Genomic DNA, 23,678 nt, shown 5'->3' with positions numbered 1-23,678 from the left:
AGATGGGAGACGTTATAGATATATATGGATTATCACCTTTGCAAAAAGGAATATTGTTTCATACTTTATACGATCAAGATGATGAACATTCTTTTTCCTACATTGTACAAGTAGGCTTCTTGCTCGGGGGGCAATTGGATGTTGCTACTTTTGAAAAGGCTTGGGAATATGTTATTCATCGACATGAGGTTCTACGTTCAGTATTTGTGTGGGAGGAAGTAGAAAAACCACTGCAAGCAGTTTACCAATGTCTTCCTTTTACTATTCATCAAGAGGATTGGAGTGCCCATTCGCATGAGGAGAGGGAGAAGAAATTACACCAATTCTTGACTGCAGATCGTAGAAAAGGATTTTTATTGGATGAAGCACCGTTGATGAGAGTCACTGCGATTAAAGAAGCAGAAGAGGAAACAAGAATCATTTGGACACATCATCATATTTTGCTAGATGGGTGGAGTGTGTCATTGGTCTTTAGTGAAGTGATGGAAGTTTATCTCAAGATGATAAAGGGAGAATTGTTGAATCTTCCTAAATCTCTTCCTTATAAAAAATATATCCAGTGGATAAATAAACAAGATCAAAGTCAAGCAGAGGAATTTTGGACAGAAGAATTAAAGGGGTTTTATGCACCTACGCCATTAGCGATGGAAAGAAAGGATCAAGAACAGGAGAAGGGCTATGGAGAGCATGTTTATCAGGTATCTGAGGAACTCACTGAGAATTTACAAGAGTGGGTACGAAATAGTCGATTAACATTGAATACGTTAGTACAAGGCGCATGGGCCTATTTGATGAGTAGGTATAGCGGTGAAAGTGACATCGTATTTGGCGTAACTAGCTCTGGGCGTCCTACGGATTTGATAGGAGCAGAGAATATGGTGGGTCTATTTATTAACACATTACCTACTAGAATTCGATTAACGGATGATACATCAGTAGTAGATTGGCTTCGTAAAATACAGATGAAAGAAATGGAACGAAGACAATATGAGTATAATTCGTTGGTTGATATTCAAGGGTGGAGTGAAGTTCCGCGGAATAGCTCCTTATTTCATACCTTGTATGTGTTTGAAAATTATCCAATTCAAGGTGAGAGAAATGATGATTTAAGTTTACTAGATGTTAAAAGCGCGGAACAAACAAATTATCCTTTAACAATCATTGTAATGCCTGGTAAGAAAATTACTTTAAAGTTGATGTATGATCGAAGCTATTTTAATGAAGAAACAATAAATCGGATTCAGGGTCACTTATTGCAAGTATTAATTCAGATGACGAAGAGTCTAGATTCAAAACTCTTGGAAATTACTCATTTAACAATGGAAGAGCAGACACAGTTGCTAGAGGAATGGAATAATACTCAAGTAAAATATTCAGCTGAAGGCATGATTCATACGGTATTTGAGGAGCAAGTTAAAAAAACGCCAGAAGCAATCGCGGCTATTTACGAAAATGAACAAATTACCTATAAAGAGTTGGAGGAGCGTGCGAATCAGCTAGCTCATTATTTACAAAAGCGTGGTGTAGGTCCAGAGTCTCTAGTCGGAGTATATATGGAACGTTCATTACAAATGATGATAACGTTATTAGGTATTCTAAAATCAGGAGGGGCGTATGTTCCACTTGACCCTACTTATCCGGAGAGTCGGCTTCGTTATATATTAGAGGATGCTGGAATCGAAGTACTAGTGACGGAAGAAAATTCGAAAAATTTATATATATCTGAAGATCTTGAAACAATCTGTATGAATAAAGATTATACTGCAATTGAAAAAGAAGAATCAACCCCATGTATAAGTGGTGTAACAGGAAGAAGTTTAGCGTATGTTATGTATACTTCAGGATCTACAGGGAATCCAAAGGGAGTGATGATTGAGCATCATTCAGTAATCAATTACCTAGAATGGATGCAACATCAATATCCACTTTCTGAAAAGGATGTGGTCCTGCAGAAAACCCCATTCTCATTTGACGTATCTGTTTGGGAGTTGTTTTGGGGGATTCACGTTGGAGCAAGTGTATCTTTCCTACCTCCAGGTGGAGAAAAAGATCCTTCCATTATAGCTGAAGTGATTGAAAAACATCAGGTCACTATTGTTCAATTTGTTCCTTCGATGTTATCTGTTTTCTTAGATCACTTCAATCATATTGAATTAAACATGAATTGTTCGTCCGTGCGTCATGTATTTTCTGGTGGGGAAGAACTAAGCTCAGGGTTGGTTAGACGATTTCAACAGCAATGGAATCATAGCGGACAAGTAAAATTAACTAACTTTTATGGACCAACTGAAGCCACTATTTATGTAAATGCATTTGACTTACAACCTAATCAAGAAATTGTTTCTATTGGGCAGCCGATACAGAACACGCAATTATATGTATTAGACCAAAATCAACGCTTGCAATCAATCGGAATAGAGGGTGAGTTATATATTGGTGGTGCCGGTTTAGCGCGTGGATATTTAAATCGCCCGAATCTTACTGCCGAAAAATTCGTTTCGCATCCATTTCAATTGGGGGAACGACTATATCGAACAGGAGATTCAGTAAGATATCTAACTGATGGAAATTTAGAATTTATAGGTAGAATGGACCATCAAGTAAAAATGCGTGGTTTTCGAATTGAACTAGGAGAAATTGAAGCGACTTTAGAAAAATGTTCGTTTATTAAAGAGGCTGTCGTATTAGTTAGAGAAGATTGTCCAGGCGATCAACGATTGGTTGCATATGTAATAAGCGATGGAAATACCCGAAAGTGGAGAGAGTATTTACAAAACCAATTGCCGAATCATATGATTCCAGCGCACCTTGTAGAGTTAGAACAGTTCCCGCTTACTCCGAATGGGAAAATCGACCGAAAGGCCTTGCCAGCACCTGATGAGCAACCTATAGGAGATTTAAATGTTCTACCTCGGACGCCATCGGAAGAGCTTATTGCCTCGGTTTGGAGTCAAGTGTTAGGAACAGAAAATATCGGTATTCAGGATTCCTTCTTTGAACGAGGTGGACACTCACTACTAGCTACTCAAATCGTCTCTCGATTACAAGAATTGTTCCAGGTTAAAATCCCGCTACGTGAGCTTTTCAAGCACGATACAGTGGAAGCATTAGCGAAACGAGTAGATCAGTTGCGCAAAGAAGATAAAAAACGAGAGGTTCCACCCCTTGTACCTATGACACGGGAAAAATCTATTCCACTTTCCTATGCGCAGAAACGTCTATGGTTTATTGATCAATTAATGCCAAATAGTACGATGTACAATATTCATGCAGCATGTCGCTTAACAGGTAAATGGTCAATTGAAGCATTGGAGGCCGGATGGAATCAGTTGTTGGAGCGTCATGAATCATTACGGACGATAATTCTAGAACAAGAGGGTGAACCTTTTCAACAGGTTCAATCTCATGTATTCAGACATATCCCTCAAACGGATCTAACAGTTCTCTCTTTGGAAGATAGGGAAAGAGAGATGAAACGGCTCATTCAAAACGAAGCGGAGGAACCATTTCATTTTGGACAAGGTCCTCTGATTCGAACACGAATATTGAAAGTGGACGAGGAAGAATGGATTCTCCTTTGTACGATGCATCATATTATTTCGGATGGGTGGTCAATGGGAATCTTACTTGAAGAATGGATGGCTTTTTATGAAGGAGTACTAAGCGGAAAGCCAGTGGAACTGAAGAAGTTATCTGTCCAATACGCAGACTTTGTCATGTGGCAGAAGGAATGGCAAAAAGAAGAGAATTTTGATCAACACCTTCAATATTGGAAGGAAGAATTATCTGGAGAGCTACCGGTTTTACAATTACCGATGGATCGTCCTCGACCTGCGGTTCAAACCCACCGTGGTGCGAGTCAGTCCTTTACGGTGGCGAATTCCCTACAGGAAAAGCTCAAAGATTTAAGTCTGCAAGAAGGATCCACTTTATTTATGACCTTGATGGCAGCGTATCAAAGCTTCCTTTCTCGTTATACAGGACAAGACGACATCTTGGTTGGAAGCCCAATTGCAAATCGAAATGTTAAAGAGATTGAGGGGGTAATAGGTTTCTTTGCAAATACGTTGGTTTATCGAGCTGATTTCAGTGAAAATCCGACGTTCCAAGAACTTTTGTCGCAGGTACGAAAAAAAGCACTAAAAGCATACGAGTATCAGGACATTCCATTTGAGAAAGTGGTAGAATCCGTAAAACCGGAACGGAATACAAGTCATTCACCGATATTTCAAACCATGTTTACTTTACAGAATACGAAACAAGAGTTTCCCCAGCTATCTGAAAGACACATGGAACTCATGGAAAGTCATGCTTCTATTGCGAAATTTGATTTGAGTTTATTTGCTTCGGAGACGAAAGAAGGATTATCGCTAACCTTTGAATACAATACTGATTTGTTTAATGATACAACCATTGAGCGTATGGCAAGTCATTTTGAACATTGGTTAAATCAAATTGTCTCTCATCCAAAATATTTATTATCAGAACTGAATATGTTATCGAAAGTAGAATATAAGCAACTACTAGAGGAATGGAATAAATCAGGTGTTGTAGATATACAAGAAAGCACGATTCATACATTGTTTGAAGAACAAGTGAAAAAAACACCAGAAGCAATTGCAGTAGCATGCGAAGATGAAGAACTAACATATCGAGAGTTGGACGAACGCTCGAATCAGCTAGCACATTATTTACAGAAAAATGGTGTGGTATGCGAATCATTGGTTGGGATTTGCGTTACACGTTCATCCGAGATGATTGTCGGTCTCTTAGGAATTATGAAGGCAGGAGGAGCATATGTCCCAATTGATCCAGCGTATCCGGAAAGTCGACTGCAATATATTTTAGAGGATGCTCATATTAAGGTACTGGTGACACAGGAAAAGTTACAGCAAAAAATGGTTATACCTAAATCCGTTGACGTGATTTGTATTGATCGTGATCGAGCAGAAATAGAACAAGAAGTAGCTACAGTGTGTACGAGTGAAGTGAGGGGTGATAACTTAGCCTATATTATCTATACTTCAGGTTCCACTGGAAATCCAAAAGGGGTAATGATTGAGCACAGGAATACAGTAACAATGATTCATTGGGCGCATCACACGTATTCCCGAAAGGATTTAGCGGGAGTGTTGGCTTCAACTTCGCTATCCTTTGATCTATCTGTTTTTGAAGTGTTTGTTCCCCTAACGATGGGTGGTAAGGTGATTGTCGCTGAAAATGCTCTACATCTAGACAAGTTGTCTACCAAGGGTGTGACTTTGGTCAATACTGTGCCATCGGCGGCGAAGGAACTGGTTCGAGCAAAAACAATCCCTTCTTCGGTAAAGGTGATGAATTTGGCAGGAGAACCGTTACCATATTCACTTGTTAAAGATTTATACGAGAGAAGTATGGTTCAGAAGGTGTACAACCTATATGGACCGTCCGAAGATACTACGTATTCCACATATATGGAATTGGAAAAGGGTGTTATGCATAGGGTACCACCAATTGGTAAACCAATCTTCAATACAGAAGTATATGTACTAAGTTCTGAACAAAAAATGGTTCCAATTGGTGTAGTTGGTGAGCTGTACATTGGTGGATCAGGATTAGCGCGTGGATACTTAAAACGCCCTGACTTAACGCAAGATCGTTTTATACCGCATCCGTTTAAAGAAGGAGAGCGAGTATACCGGACTGGAGATCTAGTAAGGTATTTGCCGGATGGAAATTTGGAGTATCTTGGCCGAATCGATCATCAGGTAAAAATTCGTGGGTTCCGGATTGAACTAGGAGAAATTGAAGCGACATTACAAAAGCATACATTAGTTAACGAAGCTATTGTGATGGTGCGAGAAGATTATCCTGGTGATCCACGTTTGATTGCCTATGTTGTAGGAGACGGGGATGCTCAAAAGTGGCGTGATTATCTCAAGGACCAACTACCAAATTATATGATTCCAGCCTATTTTGTTGGATTGAATGCATTTCCACTCACTCCTAATGGAAAAATTGATAGGAAGGCCTTACCAGCACCAGAGAGACAGGAGATAGCAAGTGGTTATATTGCTCCTCGTACGTCTACGGAAAAAACAATCGTTTCGATATGGCATGAAGTTTTAGGTATGGAAAACATCGGAATTCAGGATTCGTTTTTTGAAATTGGTGGCCATTCATTACTTGCTACGCAAGCTGTTTCCAATCTTAAAGAGGCTTTTGGAATTGAGATACCATTGCATGATTTATTTATGTTTCATACAGTGCGGCAATTGGCAGAAAAGATTGATCAATTGCTCTATAACAAAAATCAAGAAATGCAGAATAATAGTAAGGAGAATGTAAGTCTTCAAGACTATATTCAAAATGAAGCAGAAGTGAGTAATGATGAAGAATTACTTGAACTGCTTAAGCAATTAGAAGAGCTATCAGAGGAAGAAGCACAAGGGATATTCGAGAGTAATTTGATTGAGGAAGGGGTAAAAAAATGAGAAGTGATTTACTTGCAAAGCTGAGTTCGCTTTCTCCTGAGAAGAGAGCATGGCTTCAGAAGCAAATGCAAAAAAAGGAGAATAAAGAAGCACTCCCGTTGTCTTATGCACAACAACGTTTGTGGTTTATGGACAGATTTAACCCAAACAGTTCTTTATATAATATTCCAACGGTATGGCATCTAAAAGGAAATTGGATACCTGAAGCATTAGAAAAGGGATTCAATCGACTCATTGAACGTCATGAATCATTACGAACGGTTTTTAAAAAAGTAGGAGAACAACCTGTGCAACAAATTGTCGAATTCCTTCCTAGAGCATTACCTGTAAGAGATTACTCTCAACTTCCTCTAGAAGTAAAAGAAAAAGAGGTAGATAGTTTAATTGCGAGAGAAGCGCAAGAACCATTTGATTTAATGAATGGTCCTTTAATTCGTAATCAGCTTGTTCAATTAGAAAAGGATGAATGGTTATTACTGTGTACGATGCATCATATTATTTCTGATGCTTGGTCCATTGGTATATTCATGAATGAATTACTTGCTTTCTATGAAGAAGAAACGGGCGGAAATCCTGCTAAATTAAGTTCATTATCCATTCAATATGCAGACTTTGCGAAGTGGCAAAAGGAGTGGTTGCAAGGTGATGTGCTTAATCGTCAGCTTACGTATTGGCAGGAAGAATTGTCTGGTGAGCTTCCTATATTACAACTGCCAGTGGACCGACCTCGACCGGTTACGCAGACTTATTCTGGGGATACGCATCACGTGATTTTTCCTTCTAGATTACTCAGTCAATTAAAAGATTTAAGTCGACAAGAAGGATCTACCTTATTTATGACTTTAATGGCTGCATATCAGAGCTTTCTTGCACGTTATACAGGACAAAAAGATATTCTAGTCGGAAGTCCGATTGCAAATCGAAATCATAAGGGAGTAGAAGGATTAATTGGTTTCTTTGTTAATACGTTGGTTTACCGATCAGATTTGAGTGGCACCCCCACTTTTCGGGAGATTGTGAACCAAACAAAGAAAAAGGCGTTAAAAGCTTACGAATATCAAGATATACCATTTGAAAAAGTGGTAGAAGCTGTGCAACCTGAACGAAGCATGAGTCATTCCCCTATCTTTCAGACCATGTTTACGCTACAAAATATAAAACAAGAACGACTAGATTTGCCTGGTAGAAGTATTGAAATGGTAGAAAGTAATATGTCTAGTGCAAAATTTGATTTGAGCTTAACTGCCTATGAAGTGGAAGAAGGTCTATTTGTCTCATTTGAATACAACACGGATTTATTTGATAGTAGTACCATTGGACGTATGGCCGGCCATTTTGAGAACTGGCTAAATGAAATCGCGTATCAGCCAGATGAATCATATACAAAGCTGTCAATGTTATCGGACACTGAGCAGAGACAACTCCTAGAAGAATGGAATGATACGGACGTAGTTTATGGTCATGATTGTATGATTCATGAGCTATTTGAGCAGCAAGTTGCACGTACACCTGATGCAGTGGCGGTAGTTTATGAGGGGGGAAAGCTAACGTATCAAGAACTCAATGATAAATCGAACCAATTGGCACATTTTCTACAAAAACGAGGTATCGGACCTGAATCATTGGTCGGTATATGTATTGAACGGTCTCCTGATATGATTATTGGTCTCTTTGGGATTTTGAAAGCAGGTGGGGCTTATGTCCCACTGGACCCAAGTTATCCCGAAAACCGTCTGAGATACATTTTAGAGAATTCACAAATTCAAGTGCTGTTAACAAAAGAGGCACTACAGGACTGGTTACCTAAAGATATTCAAGCAATTTGTTTAGATCGGGATCAAGTAATGATTTCTAAAGAGAGCAATTTAGCTCCAGTGAGTGGAGTAACAGCAAATAACTTAGCCTATATCATATACACTTCGGGTTCGACGGGAAATCCAAAGGGGGTAATGATTGAACATCATTCCGTTATCAACCGCCTACAGTGGATGCAGAAAAAATATCCATTGTCCGAGGAGGATACAATCCTACAAAAGACACCGTTCTCGTTTGATGTTTCTGTCTGGGAATTATTTTGGTGGTCATTTGTAGGAGCGCGTGTTTGTTTGCTTCCACCAGGAGGAGAGAAAGATCCTGCGGTGATTGAGGAGTATATTGAACGATATCGTGTGACCACCATGCACTTTGTTCCGTCGATGTTATCTACTTTCTTAGATTATATGGAACAATATAATTCGAAAAGGGATGTATCGTCTTTAATTCAAGTTTTTACTAGTGGAGAAGCATTAAACACTGAGCAGGTTCGCCGGTTTAAGGGGATCTTTTACAATGTTCAGCAAACAAAGTTAATTAACTTGTATGGTCCTACTGAAGCGACTGTGGATGTGACTTATTATGATTGTGATTTAGAAAAAGAACCAATGCTTATTCCAATTGGTCGTCCAATTGATAATACAGAGTTGTATGTGTTAGATCAATATCAACAGGTAGTACCAATTGGTGTGGCGGGGGAACTTTACCTTGGAGGAGTAGGATTGGCACGTGGCTACTTCAATCGACCAGATTTAACTACTGAACGTTTTATTCCGCATCCCTTTAAGGAAGGGGAACGATTATATCGAACGGGTGACCTGGTGAGATATATGAATAATCGTAACTTGGAATATATCGGAAGAATAGATAACCAAGTCAAAATTAGAGGATTCCGAATTGAATTGGGAGAAATTGAAGCAGCTTTACATGATCACTCATCTGTAAAAGAGGCTGTCGTGTTGGTGAAGGAAGATCGACCAGGAGATAAGCAATTAGTAGCTTATGTAGTGGGTGAAGGGGATACTGGAGAGTGGCGTGAATATCTCAAGAAGCAACTGCCACATTATATGGTTCCGGCATACTTTTTCCAAATTGAAGGGATGCCACTCACTCCAAATGGTAAGGTGAATCGGAAAGCCTTACTGGAATTGGAAGCACAGTTCATAAGTGAAGATATTACTTCATCACGAACACCAGTGGAGGAGCTCATCGTTTCCGTATGGAGCCAAGTGTTAGGTATAAAAAATATTGGTGTTCAGGATTCCTTTTTTGAAATCGGTGGTCACTCGCTACTAGCTACTCAAGTAGTGTCACGTTTACAGGAAATCTTCCAAATTGAATTACCGGTACGTGAACTATTTGAGTATGCAACGGTGGAGTCACTGGCAAAGCGATTAGATCAGTTACGTAAAGGAGATAGAAAACGAGAGATCCCGCCACTAATGCCGATGGAACGAGGAGAAACTATTCCACTATCTTATGCACAACAGCGCTTATGGTTTATTGATCAATTTACACCTAATAGTGCCCTTTACAATATGCCAATGGTATGCCGCCTTACAGGGAGTTGGCTACCTGAGGCATTGGAAACGGGATGGAATCAACTAATAGAACGTCATGAATCATTGCGGACGGTCTTTCATGAAGTGAACGGTCAACCCGTACAGCAAATTGAACCGTATGCTTTTCGATCAATTCTAAAAATGGATTTAACTATGCTTTCTCCTGAAGACCGAGAAGAAGAAGTTAAACGTTTGATTCAACAAGAAGCAGAAGTGCCATTTGATTTAGGCGAGGGCCCACTGATCAGGACAAGTATTTTGCGAGTGGGAGAGGAAGAATGGATTCTCCTTTGTACTCTACATCATATCATTTCAGATGGATGGTCAATGGGAGTCCTACTTGAAGAGTGGATGGCATTCTATGAGAAAGCCACGGATGGAAAGGTAGCAGAACTTGAACCATTACCGGTTCAATATGCCGACTTCGCTCAGTGGCAAAAAGGATGGTTGAAGGGAGAAGTACTTGATCAACAACTCCAATATTGGAGGGAAGAATTGTCTGGAGAGCTTCCTGTACTTCAACTTCCTATGGATCGCCCGCGTTCTGCAATACAAACTCATCACGGGTCGACATACACACTGGCTCTGCCAAGCACGCTACATGACAAATTGAACGAATTTAGTCGCCAAGAAGGGGCTACGCTCTTTATGACATTGTTGGCTGCATATCAAAGTTTTCTATCACGTTATACGGGACAAGAAGATATTCTGGTCGGAAGTCCAATTGCTAATCGAAATTACAGAGAAATTGAAGGACTAATTGGTTTCTTCGTCAATACGCTGGTTTATCGGGCTAATCTGAGTGGTAGACCGACATTTCAGGATGTTCTGTCTCAGGTTCGTCAAAAGGCATTGAAGGCGTATGAATATCAAGATATTCCTTTTGAAAAAATTGTAGAAGTTATACAACCAGAGCGGAGTACAAGTCATTCGCCAATCTTCCAGACTATGTTCATCTTGCAAAATATGAAACAAGATTTCCCGGTGTTATCTGATAGAAATATTGAAATGATAGAAAGCCATAATCCAATCGCAAAGTTTGATTTAAGTGTAATGGTGGCTGAGACGGAAGAGGGCTTACTTTTTACTTTTGAATACAATAAGGATTTATTCGATGCTACAACTATCGAACGGATGGCAGGGCACTTTGTGAAATGGCTACACGAAGTTTCCCATCACCCGCAAAATCCGTTGCACAGTCTGAGCATGCTATCTGAATCTGAGCGTACTTTGTTATTAGAAACATGGAATGACACTGTAATGGAAATGTCCCCGCAGAGTCTTATTTGCGACAGATTTGAGGGACAAGTAGCAAAGAATCCTGAAGCGATTGCGGTGGTTGATCAAACAAAAGAGTGGACTTACGGTGAACTGGATGCACAATCAAATCAATTGGCAAATGTTTTACAGCGAAAAGGAGTTGCTCCAGAATCAGTCGTGGGAGTTTATCTTCCGAGATCGGCTGAGCTCATGGCAAGTTTACTAGGCATATTAAAAGCTGGTGGAGCTTATGTCGTTTTAGATCCGTTGTATCCAAAATCAAGGTTAGAATACATGATTGAAGATGCAGGAATTCAAATTGTAGTGACGGCGGAAGGGCAAGAAGGCCTTTTCGAACAGGTCGAAATGGTGAGGTTAGAAGAATTAACAGTGGAAAGTGTAATCGCACCTACACGGCAGGTAAATCCAGAGAACTTAGCTTATATCGTCTATACCTCTGGTTCTACAGGAAAGCCAAAGGGTGTCATGGTTGAATATCGCTCATTAATGAATATGGTCTCTTGGCATCAAGAAGTTTATTGTATTACAGCAGAGGATCGTGCGACTCAGATTGCGGGGATTGCTTTTGATTCGGCTGTCCAGGAGATTTGGCCGTATCTTACTGCAGGTGCAGCACTCTATTTGTCAACAGAGGAACTGAGAGTTAATCCAGAAGCACTAAGAGACTGGCTCATTGATTCGCGAATAACAGCTAGTTTTGCACCTACACCTATTCTGGAAAGACTCTTGAAATTATCTTGGCCAGAGAAGACGAATCTTCGTTTTATCATTACGGGCGGGGATCAATTAACGCAGTATCCATCTAAACATATTCCTTTTACGGTAATCAATCAGTATGGTCCATCGGAAAATACCGTTGTTACCACGGATTGTTATGTACCTGTAGGAGTGACAACAGGTACGCCATCGATTGGTCGACCGATTGCGAATACAGAAGTTTATGTGTTAGATTCTCATCTTCAGCTAGTACCAATTGGTGTAATTGGAGATCTCTATATTGGAGGAAAGAGTCTTGCTCGCGGATATGCTAATCGTCCGGATCTTACAAAGGAAAAATTTATTCCGCATCCATTCAAATCAGGAGAACGTATCTATTACACTGGAGACAAAGCAAGTTATCTTTCTGATGGTACTCTCCAGTTCCATGGTCGTATAGATGACCAAGTGAAAATTCGTGGTTTCCGGATTGAATTGGGAGAAATTGAAGCAGTTTTGCAGGCACATTCTTCAGTGAAAGAAGCAGTTGTATTGGTACGAGAGGATGATCCAGGTGACAAGAGATTAGTAGCTTATGTAGTTGGTGAAGGAAGTGCCCATGAGTGGCGAGAGCATCTACAAACAAATTTACCAAATTACATGGTCCCAACAAACTTTATTGAAATGGAATTTTTACCACTTACACCGAATGGAAAACTTGATTTGAAGGCATTGCCTATACCTAGTGAACTATCTACTGAAAATACCGTTAACGCACGAACTCCACTAGAAGAACTTATCGCTTCAGTGTGGAGTCAAGTGCTAGGAATAGAAAATATAGGTGTTCAGGATTCCTTCTTTGAACTTGGTGGTCATTCTCTACTTGCTACACAAGTGGTCTCACGCTTGCAAGAAGTCTTTCAAATTAAATTACCTGTACGTGAACTGTTCGAATATTCAACGGTCGAGGCATTGTCAAACCGAATAGATCAGTTACGTAAGGGAAGCAAAAAACGAGAAGAAATTCCACCATTGATGCCGATGGAACGAGGAGATAACATTCCACTTTCTTATGCCCAACAGCGCCTATGGTTTATCGATCAATTTGCACCTAATAGTGCACTTTATAATATGCCAATGGTATGCCGCCTTACAGGGAATTGGTTACCTGAAGCATTGGAGTTGGGATGGAATCAGTTGATAGAGCGTCATGAATCTTTGCGGACGGTATTTCATGAAGTAAACGGTCATCCTGTGCAGCAGATTCAACCTTATATTTTCTGGCCTCTTCCGCACATGGACTTAACTAAGCTTACATTAGAGGAGAGAGAAAGAGAGTTGGAGAAATGGATTCAAACTGAAGTCGAATCTCCATTTGACTTAGAGCGAGGGCCATTGTTCCGTGGACAAATCGTTAAAGTTTCAGAAGAAGAATGGGTTCTTCTGTGTAATATGCATCATATTATCTCAGATGGATGGTCGATGGAAATCTTACTCCAAGAATGGATGGCATTTTACGAGGAGGCGATTGGTGAAAAACCAGCAGAGCTTGCGCCACTACCAGTTCAATATGCTGACTTTGCTCAATGGCAAAGAGAATGGTTGAAAGATGAAGTACTAAATCAACAGCTTGCATATTGGAAGGAAGAATTATCTGGCGAGTTACCAGTTTTAATGTTGCCGATGGATCGTCCGCGTCCTCCAGTGCAAACACACCATGGATTAACTCATAATGTGTTGTTGTCACGCTCATTACTGGATAAATTAAACGAACTAAGTCGTCAAGAAGGGGCCACGCTTTTCATGACCTTATTGGCATCGTATCAAAGTTTCCTTGCCCGTTATACAGGACAATCGGATATTATTGTTGGCAGCCCAATTGCAAATCGAAATTATCGAGAGATTGAAGGGTTGATTGGTTTCTTTGTCAACACGTTGGTTTATCGAGCTGATTTAAGTAAAGCACCGGCATTTCAAGAGTTGTTGTCACAGGTGCGGATAAAAGCATTGAAGGCGTATGAGTATCAAGATGTTCCGTTTGAGAAAATTGTAGAAGTTATCCAACCTGAAAGAAGCACAAGTCATTCTCCGATTTTCCAAACCATGTTTACTTTGCAAAATACGGAACAGGAGCTACCAGATCTATATGGACGAAATATAGAAGTAATGGAGAGCAACGCTCCAATCGCTAAGTTTGATTTAAGTTTAACTGCTGCAGAAGTGGAAGACGGTTTATTGCTTAATTTTGTTTATAGGACTGATTTATTTGACAGTTTAACTATTGAATCTATGGCCGAACATTTTGGAAACTGGTTGAATTTAATCGTGGAACATCCTGAAGAATCATTAGCCAAGTTGCCTATACTATCAGGATTACAGCAAAAACAGTTAGAAGAGTGGAATAGTAATGCCGTAGCATATCCACAGGAAAGTGCGATTCATCAGCTGTTTGAAGAGCAAGTAAATCGTGCACCTGACGCGGTGGCGGTGGTAGACGAAAAACAACAGTTAACGTATCGAGAGCTGAATGAAAAAGCTAATCAATTGGCCCATTATCTTCAGCAATGTGGGATTGGGACTGAATCATTGGTTGGACTTTGCTTTGAGCGTTCAGTTGAGATGATTGTTGGTATTATGGGGATTTGGAAGGCTGGAGCAGCATATGTTCCATTGGACCCATCGTATCCAGAAAGTCGCCTCCAATATATTTTGGAGGACACTGGAATTCAAGTATTAGTTACAAACGAAGCATTAGAAAATTGGATACCTAAAGAAGTCAAAGTAGTTTGTCTAGATAGGGATCAAGCAATGATTTCACAAGAAAGTATTCTTTCACCAAAATGTGAGGTAACGGGAGAAAACCTAGCGTATGTTATCTATACTTCGGGATCGACTGGGAATCCAAAGGGTGCTTTGGTACAGCATCATTCTGTAATAAACTTGTCTTATGGTTTACAGAAAGAGGTTTTCGCACATGAGATACCATCTAACATGCATGTCGGTTTAAATGCGTCAATCGCCTTTGATGCATCTATTCAGCAGTTACAAATGCTGTTGTATGGTTCAAGTTTGTATATTATTCCTAACGAAATTCGAAGTGATCCGGAACAGTTTGTAGCTTATATTAGGGAGAACAAATTAGAAATCTTTGATATAACACCTTCATTACTTCAATTACTTATAGATGTCGGATTATTAGAAACGTGCGATGGCGTTCATGTTCCAAGTAAGGTATTGGTCGGCGGCGAAGCGATTATGCCGTCATTATGGGAACAGCTTGTAGAGGTTGATAAAATTGATTTTTATAATGTATATGGTCCTACAGAATGTACAGTTGATGCAACATGCTATCATATCAAAAAAGATAGTAAGAGAGTAACAATTGGGCGTCCGTTGCCGAACGTTCAAACTTATGTATTGGATAGAAATTGGTTACCAGTACCAGTTGGTGTGATGGGTGAACTTTATATCGGAGGAGCAGGTCTTGCGAGGGGATACTTGAATCGTCCAGAGCTAACATCCGAACGATTTATTTCCCATCCATTCAAAGAAGGCGAGAGGTTATATAGAACGGGAGATCTCGTGAGATATCTTCCTGACGGTAATATAGACTATCTAGGAAGAATGGATAATCAAGTGAAGATTAGAGGATTTCGAATTGAACTTGGGGAGATTGAGTCGACCTTACAGGAGCATTACTTGGTAAAAGAGGCAGTTGTAACAGTTAGGGAAAATCAGTCGGGAGATAAGAGGCTGGTAGCTTATGTAGTGGGCGAAGGCAGTTTAGAAGAATGGCGCGAGTATCTTAAAGCAAAACTGCCAATCCATATGATACCTTCCTACTTTGTCGAAATGGAAGAGTTACCGCTAACCATAAATGGAAAGGTTGATCGGAAATCGTTGCCTATACCAGATTATCAAGGAACACAAGAAGGCTACGTGGCCCCAAGAAATGAACGTGAACATAAGCTTTCTATCATTTGGGAACGTGTGCTGGGTTCAAAACGTATTGGTATTCATGATAACTTTTTTGAAATTGGTGGAGATTCAATTCTTAGCATTCAGATTGTTTCTCGTGCGAAGCAAGCTGGTTTACAGTTGACACCAAAACAAATATTTGAACATCAAACGATTGCAGAGTTGGCACAAGTAGTCAAAGAAGAACAAGGTGTACAAGCTGAACAGGGAATTATAACTGGAGATGCGATACTTACACCTATTCAGCAAAGGTTTTTTGCACAAAATCATCCTAACCCACATCATTGGAATCAATCTATGTTCTTTAGAACGAAAGGGAAACTGGACATAGTATCACTGGAGAAGTCAGTGCGTAATCTTCTACTTCATCATGATGCCCTGCGTTTAAGATATGAACGTTTACCTGATGGGGCTTGGAAACAATGGAATGAAGGAATAGAAGAACAATTGATGCTGACTGTCATTTCATTAGACGAAGTGCCGGAAGCCAATTGGCATCAAATTATTCAAAAAGAGATTAATATTGCGCAAGAAAGTTTGAATTTACATGATGGTCCGTTAATGAGAATGGTGTATTTTGATGAGGGTGAGAAGACTGGCCGATTATTTTGGACGATTCATCACTTAGCAGTGGATGGTGTTTCTTGGCGAATTTTATTGGAAGATCTGCAAACAGCTTATACTCAAGCAGTTCAGGGGCAGAAAATCCAATTACCTATGAAGAGTACATCCTTTAAAGAGTGGTCGGAGAAATTACACCATTACGCTGAATCTGGAATATCGCAAGAAGTACTGCATTACTGGGAGCAGCAGTCCGAACAAGAAGTAGTTAAGCTACCAGTAGATGTTACTGTAAGTGATCCAGTAAGCGTAGTGACTGAGGAAATTACTGTGGTGCTAGATGAGAATAAGACCCGTATGTTATTGCAAGAGACTTTAAGCACTCACCGTGTCCAAATTAATGAAGTATTATTAGCAGCATTGGTACAAGCTACAGCAGTATGTACAGGGCAGCCGATATTGAGCGTGGATCTAGAGGGGCATGGTCGAGAAGAGATTATTGAAGAGGTTGACTTATCGAGAACCGTGGGCTGGTTTACTAGTATTTATCCTGTTCACTTAAATATTACTGGTGCCAACACGCCAATTGAAGTATTAAAAGCAGTTAAAGAACAAGTACGAAAAATTCCTAATAAGGGTGTTGAATATGGAGTGTTGCGTTACATGAACGCAACACTGTGCGAGCAATTAGGCTCTCAAAATACACCGTCTATTAGTTTTAACTATCTTGGACAATTTGACCAAATGTTTTCTAACGATGCAATGTTTATTCCGGAGAACAAATTTAAGCGTTTAGATCATGCTGCCGGTTCCAAGCGATCGCATGAAGTTGATGTAATTGGGGTTGTAACGGATGGAAAACTTCAGTTCACTTGGGTATATAATGTTGGACAATTCGCGAAATTAACGATTCAAAGTATTGCAAAAAATATGCTTCATCAACTGAGCAGATTGATTCAATCCTCAGATAGAGAATCTGCACTGACTGTTTCGGATTTTGGGATGACTAATCTTAACCAAGCGAGTTTGACAAAAGTATTAACTAAGATGAATCGTGGAAAGAACTATCCAATTACTGACTTATATCCACTATCACCTTTGCAAGAAGGTATGATCTTCCACACATTGCATGACCAAGGGGATGAACATGTTGCACCGTATATAGTGCAATTAAGTTTTATGATTAAAGGGAAGATGGATATTCCTACTTTTGAGCAGGCGTGGAAATCTGTAATTCAGCGGCATGAAGTTTTTCGTACAGCATTTGTTTGGGACGAAATTGAAGAACCTTTACAAGTGGTGTATGAAAATATTCCATTTAAGGTAAACAAAGAAGACTGGCGCACAATGACAACTGAAGAGATAGAGGAAGAAAGAAAAGTCTTTTTGGCATTAGATCGAAAACAAGCCTTCCTATTTGATGAAGCGCCATTGATGCGGGTAACGGTCATTCAAGAAGGTGAGGAAGAGTATCGGATTGTTTGGACACATCACCATATTTTACTGGATGGATGGAGTTTACCACTGGTCTTTAATGAATTACTTACAGTCTATCAGAAGAGAATGAATGGAGAATCTGTGAAGTTACCTAAGTCATCGCCATATAAGAAATATATCCAATGGCTAAGAGAACAAGATAAGGAGCAAGCGGAACAATTCTGGAGAGAGAAACTTAAAGGGTTTACTGCACCAACTTTGCTGGGCTTAGAGAGTAAAGAGGAAGAAAAAGAGTACACAGAGAAGGTTACTCATTTATCAGAAGAGCAGACCCAAGCGTTACAAGGCTGGGCGAAACGAAATAAACTTACTTTGAGTACGGTAATTCAAGGCGCATGGGCATATCTCATGAGCCGGTATAGTGGAGAAAATGACATTGTCTTTGGGGTAACAAGCTCAGGGCGTTCTACGGAGATTATTGATGTTGAAAATATCGTAGGTCCTTTCATTACAACGTCACCGACGCGAATTCAATTGATGGATGATATAAAAGTAATAGATTGGTTGCAGAAGATACAAGAGGAAGAGATAGAAAGAAGACAATATGAGTATGCTTCTTTGACAGAGATTCAGGGTTGGAGTGAAGTTCCTAGGGGAACACCGCTGTTCAATAGTTTATATGTGTTTGAAAATTATCCAGTGAAAGAGGCATCTTCAGGAAATCTGGAAATTGGTGAATTGGAAGGAGTAGAACAAACCCACTATCCATTAGGGTTGGCTGTAGTTCCAGGAATCCAGTTATCGTTAAAGTTAATGTATGACCGTAGTAAGTTTAATAGATTAACTATTGAACGAATGCTGGGCCATTTACACCAAGTGTTAATGCAAATGCTCAAAAACATTGATCAAACTCTGTCGGAGCTGGTATATATTACGGAAGCGGAACAAAGACAATTATTAGAAGAATGGAATGATAATGTTATATCTTATCCACGAGAGAATGTGATTCATCAATTATTCGAAGAGCAAGTAAATCGTACACCTGACGCGGTGGCAGTGGTAGATGAAAAACAGCAACTAACGTATCGGGAGCTGAATGAAAGAGCTAATCAATTGGCCCATCATCTACAGAAATGTGGAATTGGGACAGAGTCATTGGTTGGCCTCTGCTTTGATCGTTCAGTTGAGATGGTTGTTGGTCTCATGGGAATTTGGAAGGCTGGAGCAGCTTATGTTCCATTGGATCCATCGAATCCGGAAAGCCGTCTGCGATATATTCTAGAAGACACAGGAATTCAAGTATTAGTTACGAATGAGATATTAGTGGGCTGGATACCTAAAGAAATTAAGACAGTTTGCCTAGATAGGGACCAAGCAATCATCTCTCGAGAAAGCAAACTTTCACCAATATGTGAGGTAACAGGGGAAAACTTAGCGTATGTTATCTACACTTCCGGTTCGACAGGTAATCCAAATGGTGCTTTAGTACAGCACCATTCTGTAATAAACCTATCATATGGTTTACAAAAAGAAGTTTTCTCACATGAGATACCTAGTAATATGAGAGTCGGTTTAAATGCGTCAATTGCCTTTGATGTATCTATTCAGCAATTACAAATGCTGCTTTATGGTTCAAGTTTATATATTATTCCAAGCGAAGTTCGCACTAATCCGGAACAATTTGTGTCCTATATTAGGGAGAATGAATTGGAAATGTTTGATATGACACCTTCATTACTTCAATTACTTATAGATGGAGGATTGCTAGAAACAAGTGCTGATGTACATTTACCAAGCAAGATATTGGTCGGTGGTGAAGCAATCATGCCGTTATTATGGGAACAGCTAGTAAAGACTGCAAAAATTGATTTTTATAACGTATACGGTCCTACAGAATGTACGGTTGATGCAACGTGCTATCATATCAATACAGATAGTAAGAGAGTTACAATTGGACGTCCGTTGCCGAACGTTCAAACTTATGTATTGGATAATAATTTGTTACCTGTCCCAGTTGGTGTAACAGGTGAGCTATATATTGGTGGTGCAGGTATAGCGAGAGGGTACTTGAATCGCCCAGAATTAACAGCAGAACGATTCATCCGTCATCCATTTAATGAAGAAGAGCGTTTATATCGTACGGGAGATTTGGTTCGTTATTTACCTGATGGTAATTTAGATTACGTGAGAAGGATTGATAATCAAGTGAAAATTAGAGGCTTCCGTATTGAACTTGAAGAGATTGAAGCGAATCTAGAGAGTCATCCATTGGTAAAAGAAGCAGTAGTTTTGGTAACAGAGGACAAATTAGGAGAGCAGAGATTGGTCGCTTATGTAGTTGGAGATGGGAGTATGCATGAATGGCGTGAATATCTCAAGACACAAGTACCGAATTATATGGTTCCCGCACACTTTATTAAGGTAGACACGATTCCGCTTACAACGAATGGAAAAGTTGATCAAAAGGCATTGAACAGTTTAACTATTCAAAGGGAAAATAACTTCTCTACACCAATCATTCCAAGGGATGAAATTGAATATCAGCTGATTAAAATCTGGCAGGATTTGCTACAGATAGAAGATGTCCATGTAAATGATGATTTCTTTAATAGAGGGGGACATTCTCTCCTTGTAATCAAATTGGTTTCAAAAATTAGGGAGAAGTTTGGGAAAGTGATTAAGGTGTCTACATTGATTAAGAATCCAACAGTGGAAGGAATCGCATGCCTTATTCGTGATAAGCATGATATGACAAAATCTGTATCAGCGCTGGTTCAACTACAAGAATCAGAGAAAAGACCTTTCTTCTGCGTTCATCCGTTTATGGGGAATGTATTCTGTTACATTCAACTAGCAAGATTGCTCAAGAACCATTGTTCATTTTATGGTTTACAGAATCCTCTTATAGAAAAGAGAGAAATTGACGAGTTGACATTGTCGGAAGTAATTCAACTTTACATCGAAGAAATAAAACGTGTTCAGCCAGAAGGCCCATATCGTCTTGGAGGATGGTCTTTAGGCGGTGCAATTGCTTATAAAATCGCAATTGTACTAAGGAATCAAGGAGAAGAAGTTGAGTTATTAGTACTAATGGATACTAAAGTGCCTTCAGACCAGGATTATAAAACAAGGGAGGATATGCTCTCATATATATCTAAGCATTTCATTCCTAGAGATCTTACAGAGCAGGAAGGGGAAATCGTCTATCAACAAGATATGCTTGTGGAGCGACTAATTATGGAAGGGGTGATCCCGCCTGATGCAGAACTTATGAATTTGAAGCAAGTTATCAATGCTCATAGGAAATGCCTGAACATAATGGCAGAGCATGATTTGATACCATACTCTGGAGAAGTTATCTACTTTAGTGCTGAGGAAGGAAAAGAGTTGTTTACAGATTGGGGACCTTTATTAAAAGGAAGGGTAAATAAGTATTCTGTCCCTGGATCACATGAAGAAATAGTAGACTTCCCCGCAGTTGAAAAGATAGCTAAGTATCTATTAAATGAATTTGAAGGAATAAAAGAAACATCCCTTTCATTAATGGAAAAGTAGAGGGCACAAAAGATGCAACGCTATGAACGAAAAGGGCAACCCAATAACTGCACATCAAGTGTAGGCAATAATGAATATATCAAGAGCATTACTTTTTAAGGGAATAATGCAAAAATTACTTGGTAGAGACATAGAATCCTTTATGAGTTACCCATAGTATGATGTAAATGCTCTGAATTTGTTGTAATAGAAGCGAATGCGTTGATGATATTGCTGAGGAAAGGTGTATATTTTCATTGATATGTAAATATGCACCTTTTCTATTGTATATGCAATTTAATAAGGACAAAATATAAAATGAATTTGAATTTCTGTAACGCACATATATGACGTTATCCTTTTAAAAAGGAAGTGATTTATCATACAAATTCAAGCTGTGAAAATACCAAAGAATATTGAAAAACATTTGTTTAAGGAACTTAGTAACTTGGTTTCAAATGAGAAGAAAGAACGAATGAAGCGTTTATTAAATTTATGCGATATTAATAGGACTTTGATAGGAGAGTTGTTAATCCGATCTCTAATCTGCCAAAAGTATAAAATTAATAATGAAAAAATTAGATTTATATATAATGAGTATGGAAAACCTTTTGTTGAAAATTTTTCTGACTTTCATTTTAATGTGTCACATTCAGGAGAATGGGTGGTTTGTACTACTGCTAATTTTAATGTGGGTATTGATATAGAAAAAGTTTCAGAAATAGAGGCTCTTAAATTAGCAAATGAATTTTTTTCAGAGGAAGAATTTTATGATATATCTAATATGAATTCTGATGAACAAATTAATTACTTTTATGATTTATGGACATTAAAAGAAAGTTATATAAAAACGATTGGAAAAGGGCTTTATATCCCGTTAAATTCATTCTCTATAAAAAAAGAGTCACGAACTTTAATTTCATATAAGTATATACCTCAAAATTTTTACTTTAGACAATATAACATTGAGCCAAATTATAAGATATCTGCTTGTGCAACAAGGGATGAATTTCCGCAAGAGATAATAATTAAAGACATTTATACAATTTGCCAAAATATATACAAATTTGAAAGTAAGGAGAAAATCAATGCAGAAGACTAAACTTTTTTGCTTTCCACATGCTGGGGGATCTGCGTTTAGTTACGCAAAATGGAAAAATTACTTTAATCCATATATTGAGGTAGTCCCGATAGAGTTAGCTGGTAGAGGATATAGAATTGAAGAAAGCTTGTACCAAAGTATGGAAGAGGCCGTAAATGATGTCTACAATAATATAGTTATGCAGATAGATCATTCGCCCTACATTCTATTCGGGCATAGCATGGGAAGCTTGATTGCCTATGAAGTAGCCAGAAAAATACAGGGTTCTAAAAATGTATTGCCTGAATTTCTTGTTTTGTCCGGTAGAAACCATCCAAATAGTAAAATAAAAAATATCCGACATAATCTTTCTAACGAACAATTTAAAAGAGAAGTTATTGCAATGGGAGGTACACCATATGGGGTATTTCAATCAGAAGAATTAATGGAGATTTTTCTCCCAATTCTAAGAGCAGATTTTAAAATTGTCGAGACGTACATTCATGACAATAATATAAAAGTATGTGATATTGATTTTCTTATATTTGATGGGGAAAATGATGAATTTACTACATATGATAAAGTAATAAAATGGGAGCAATACACAAGTAAAATATGTACTTTTCATTCTTTTGAAGGTAATCATTTCTTTCTAAATGAAAATATTGAAGAAATAGCAAAGAGTATTATAAGAAAGTTAGATTCTACAAGATTATCAACTAGTTTTTAGAATCTTTCTAAGTATACTTATGGTTGAAAAATACAGCTTCTGTTGAAGGATCAGTGAATCAAAAGATAGGTGTCTAAACGAACTTTTCCATGACAGGTAATGATGAAATTCTAAGTAATTGTTATTCGTCTTCTCTGTATAGGTAATCCTTTTTTCTTTTCTCGAATCGCTCGATCGCGTAGGCGTTGCTGTTTTTTTCTCGGTACAACTGTAAAACACAATGCGAACAGGCATTTTCATTTTAAGGGGAATTTTAATTTTTATGGTTAGTAAATATATGGAGATAAAAGAAACACACATAATAGATATGTGTGTTTCTTTTTTATTTGTTATTCAATTAAAGCACCCGTTTCCTGGGGTGTTATATCATCCAATAAATGGTTCTGTTGCAAAGTTTTCTACATGAAGCTACACTCTAGAAAACAGGATCTAGGAGAATCAGACATGAGATATTTTAAAGGAAAACAATTCAAGAAAGATATTATTTTGCTAGCCGTCGGCTACTATTGTCGTTTTTCTTTAAGGGGTATCGC

4 protein-coding genes are annotated in these 23,678 nt (G+C 38.8%); all 4 read left to right on the top strand.

Going from position 1 to position 23,678, the window contains the following annotated elements; all coding sequences use genetic code 11:
• The first annotated feature begins 2 nt into the window (after positions 1-2).
• Entirely contained in the window at positions 3-6,473 is a 6,471-nt protein-coding gene (locus LOK41_RS24185; RefSeq protein ID WP_241818639.1) for a non-ribosomal peptide synthetase, read from the top strand.
• Complete coding sequence (locus LOK41_RS24180; protein ID WP_241818638.1) at positions 6,470-21,355, top strand: non-ribosomal peptide synthetase; 14,886 nt, start codon at positions 6,470-6,472, stop codon at positions 21,353-21,355. Before LOK41_RS24185 ends, LOK41_RS24180 begins: the two co-directional genes overlap by 4 nt.
• Positions 21,356-21,731: 376 nt before the next feature.
• Positions 21,732-22,436: a 4'-phosphopantetheinyl transferase family protein gene (locus LOK41_RS24175; protein WP_481748833.1), complete on the top strand. Its 705-nt coding sequence runs from the start codon at positions 21,732-21,734 to the stop codon at positions 22,434-22,436.
• Positions 22,423-23,145: a thioesterase II family protein gene (locus LOK41_RS24170; protein WP_241818636.1), complete on the top strand. Its 723-nt coding sequence runs from the start codon at positions 22,423-22,425 to the stop codon at positions 23,143-23,145. The genes LOK41_RS24175 and LOK41_RS24170 overlap by 14 nt, the downstream gene beginning before the upstream one ends.
• Positions 23,146-23,678: the final 533 nt, after the last annotated feature.

The sequence above is a fragment of the Bacillus sp. TL12 genome (assembly GCF_022625245.1).
GTDB lineage: Bacteria > Bacillota > Bacilli > Bacillales > Bacillaceae_G > Bacillus_A.
This window is presented reverse-complemented; position numbering and strand designations above follow the sequence as displayed.

What these genes read in the sequence shown, in the direction of transcription:
- LOK41_RS24185 (WP_241818639.1), top strand. Translation starts at nt 3, where the DNA reads ATGGGAGACGTTATAGATATATATGGATTATCACCTTTGCAAAAAGGA.
- LOK41_RS24170 (WP_241818636.1), top strand. Translation starts at nt 22,423, where the DNA reads ATGCAGAAGACTAAACTTTTTTGCTTTCCACATGCTGGGGGATCTGCG.
- LOK41_RS24180 (WP_241818638.1), top strand. Translation starts at nt 6,470, where the DNA reads ATGAGAAGTGATTTACTTGCAAAGCTGAGTTCGCTTTCTCCTGAGAAG.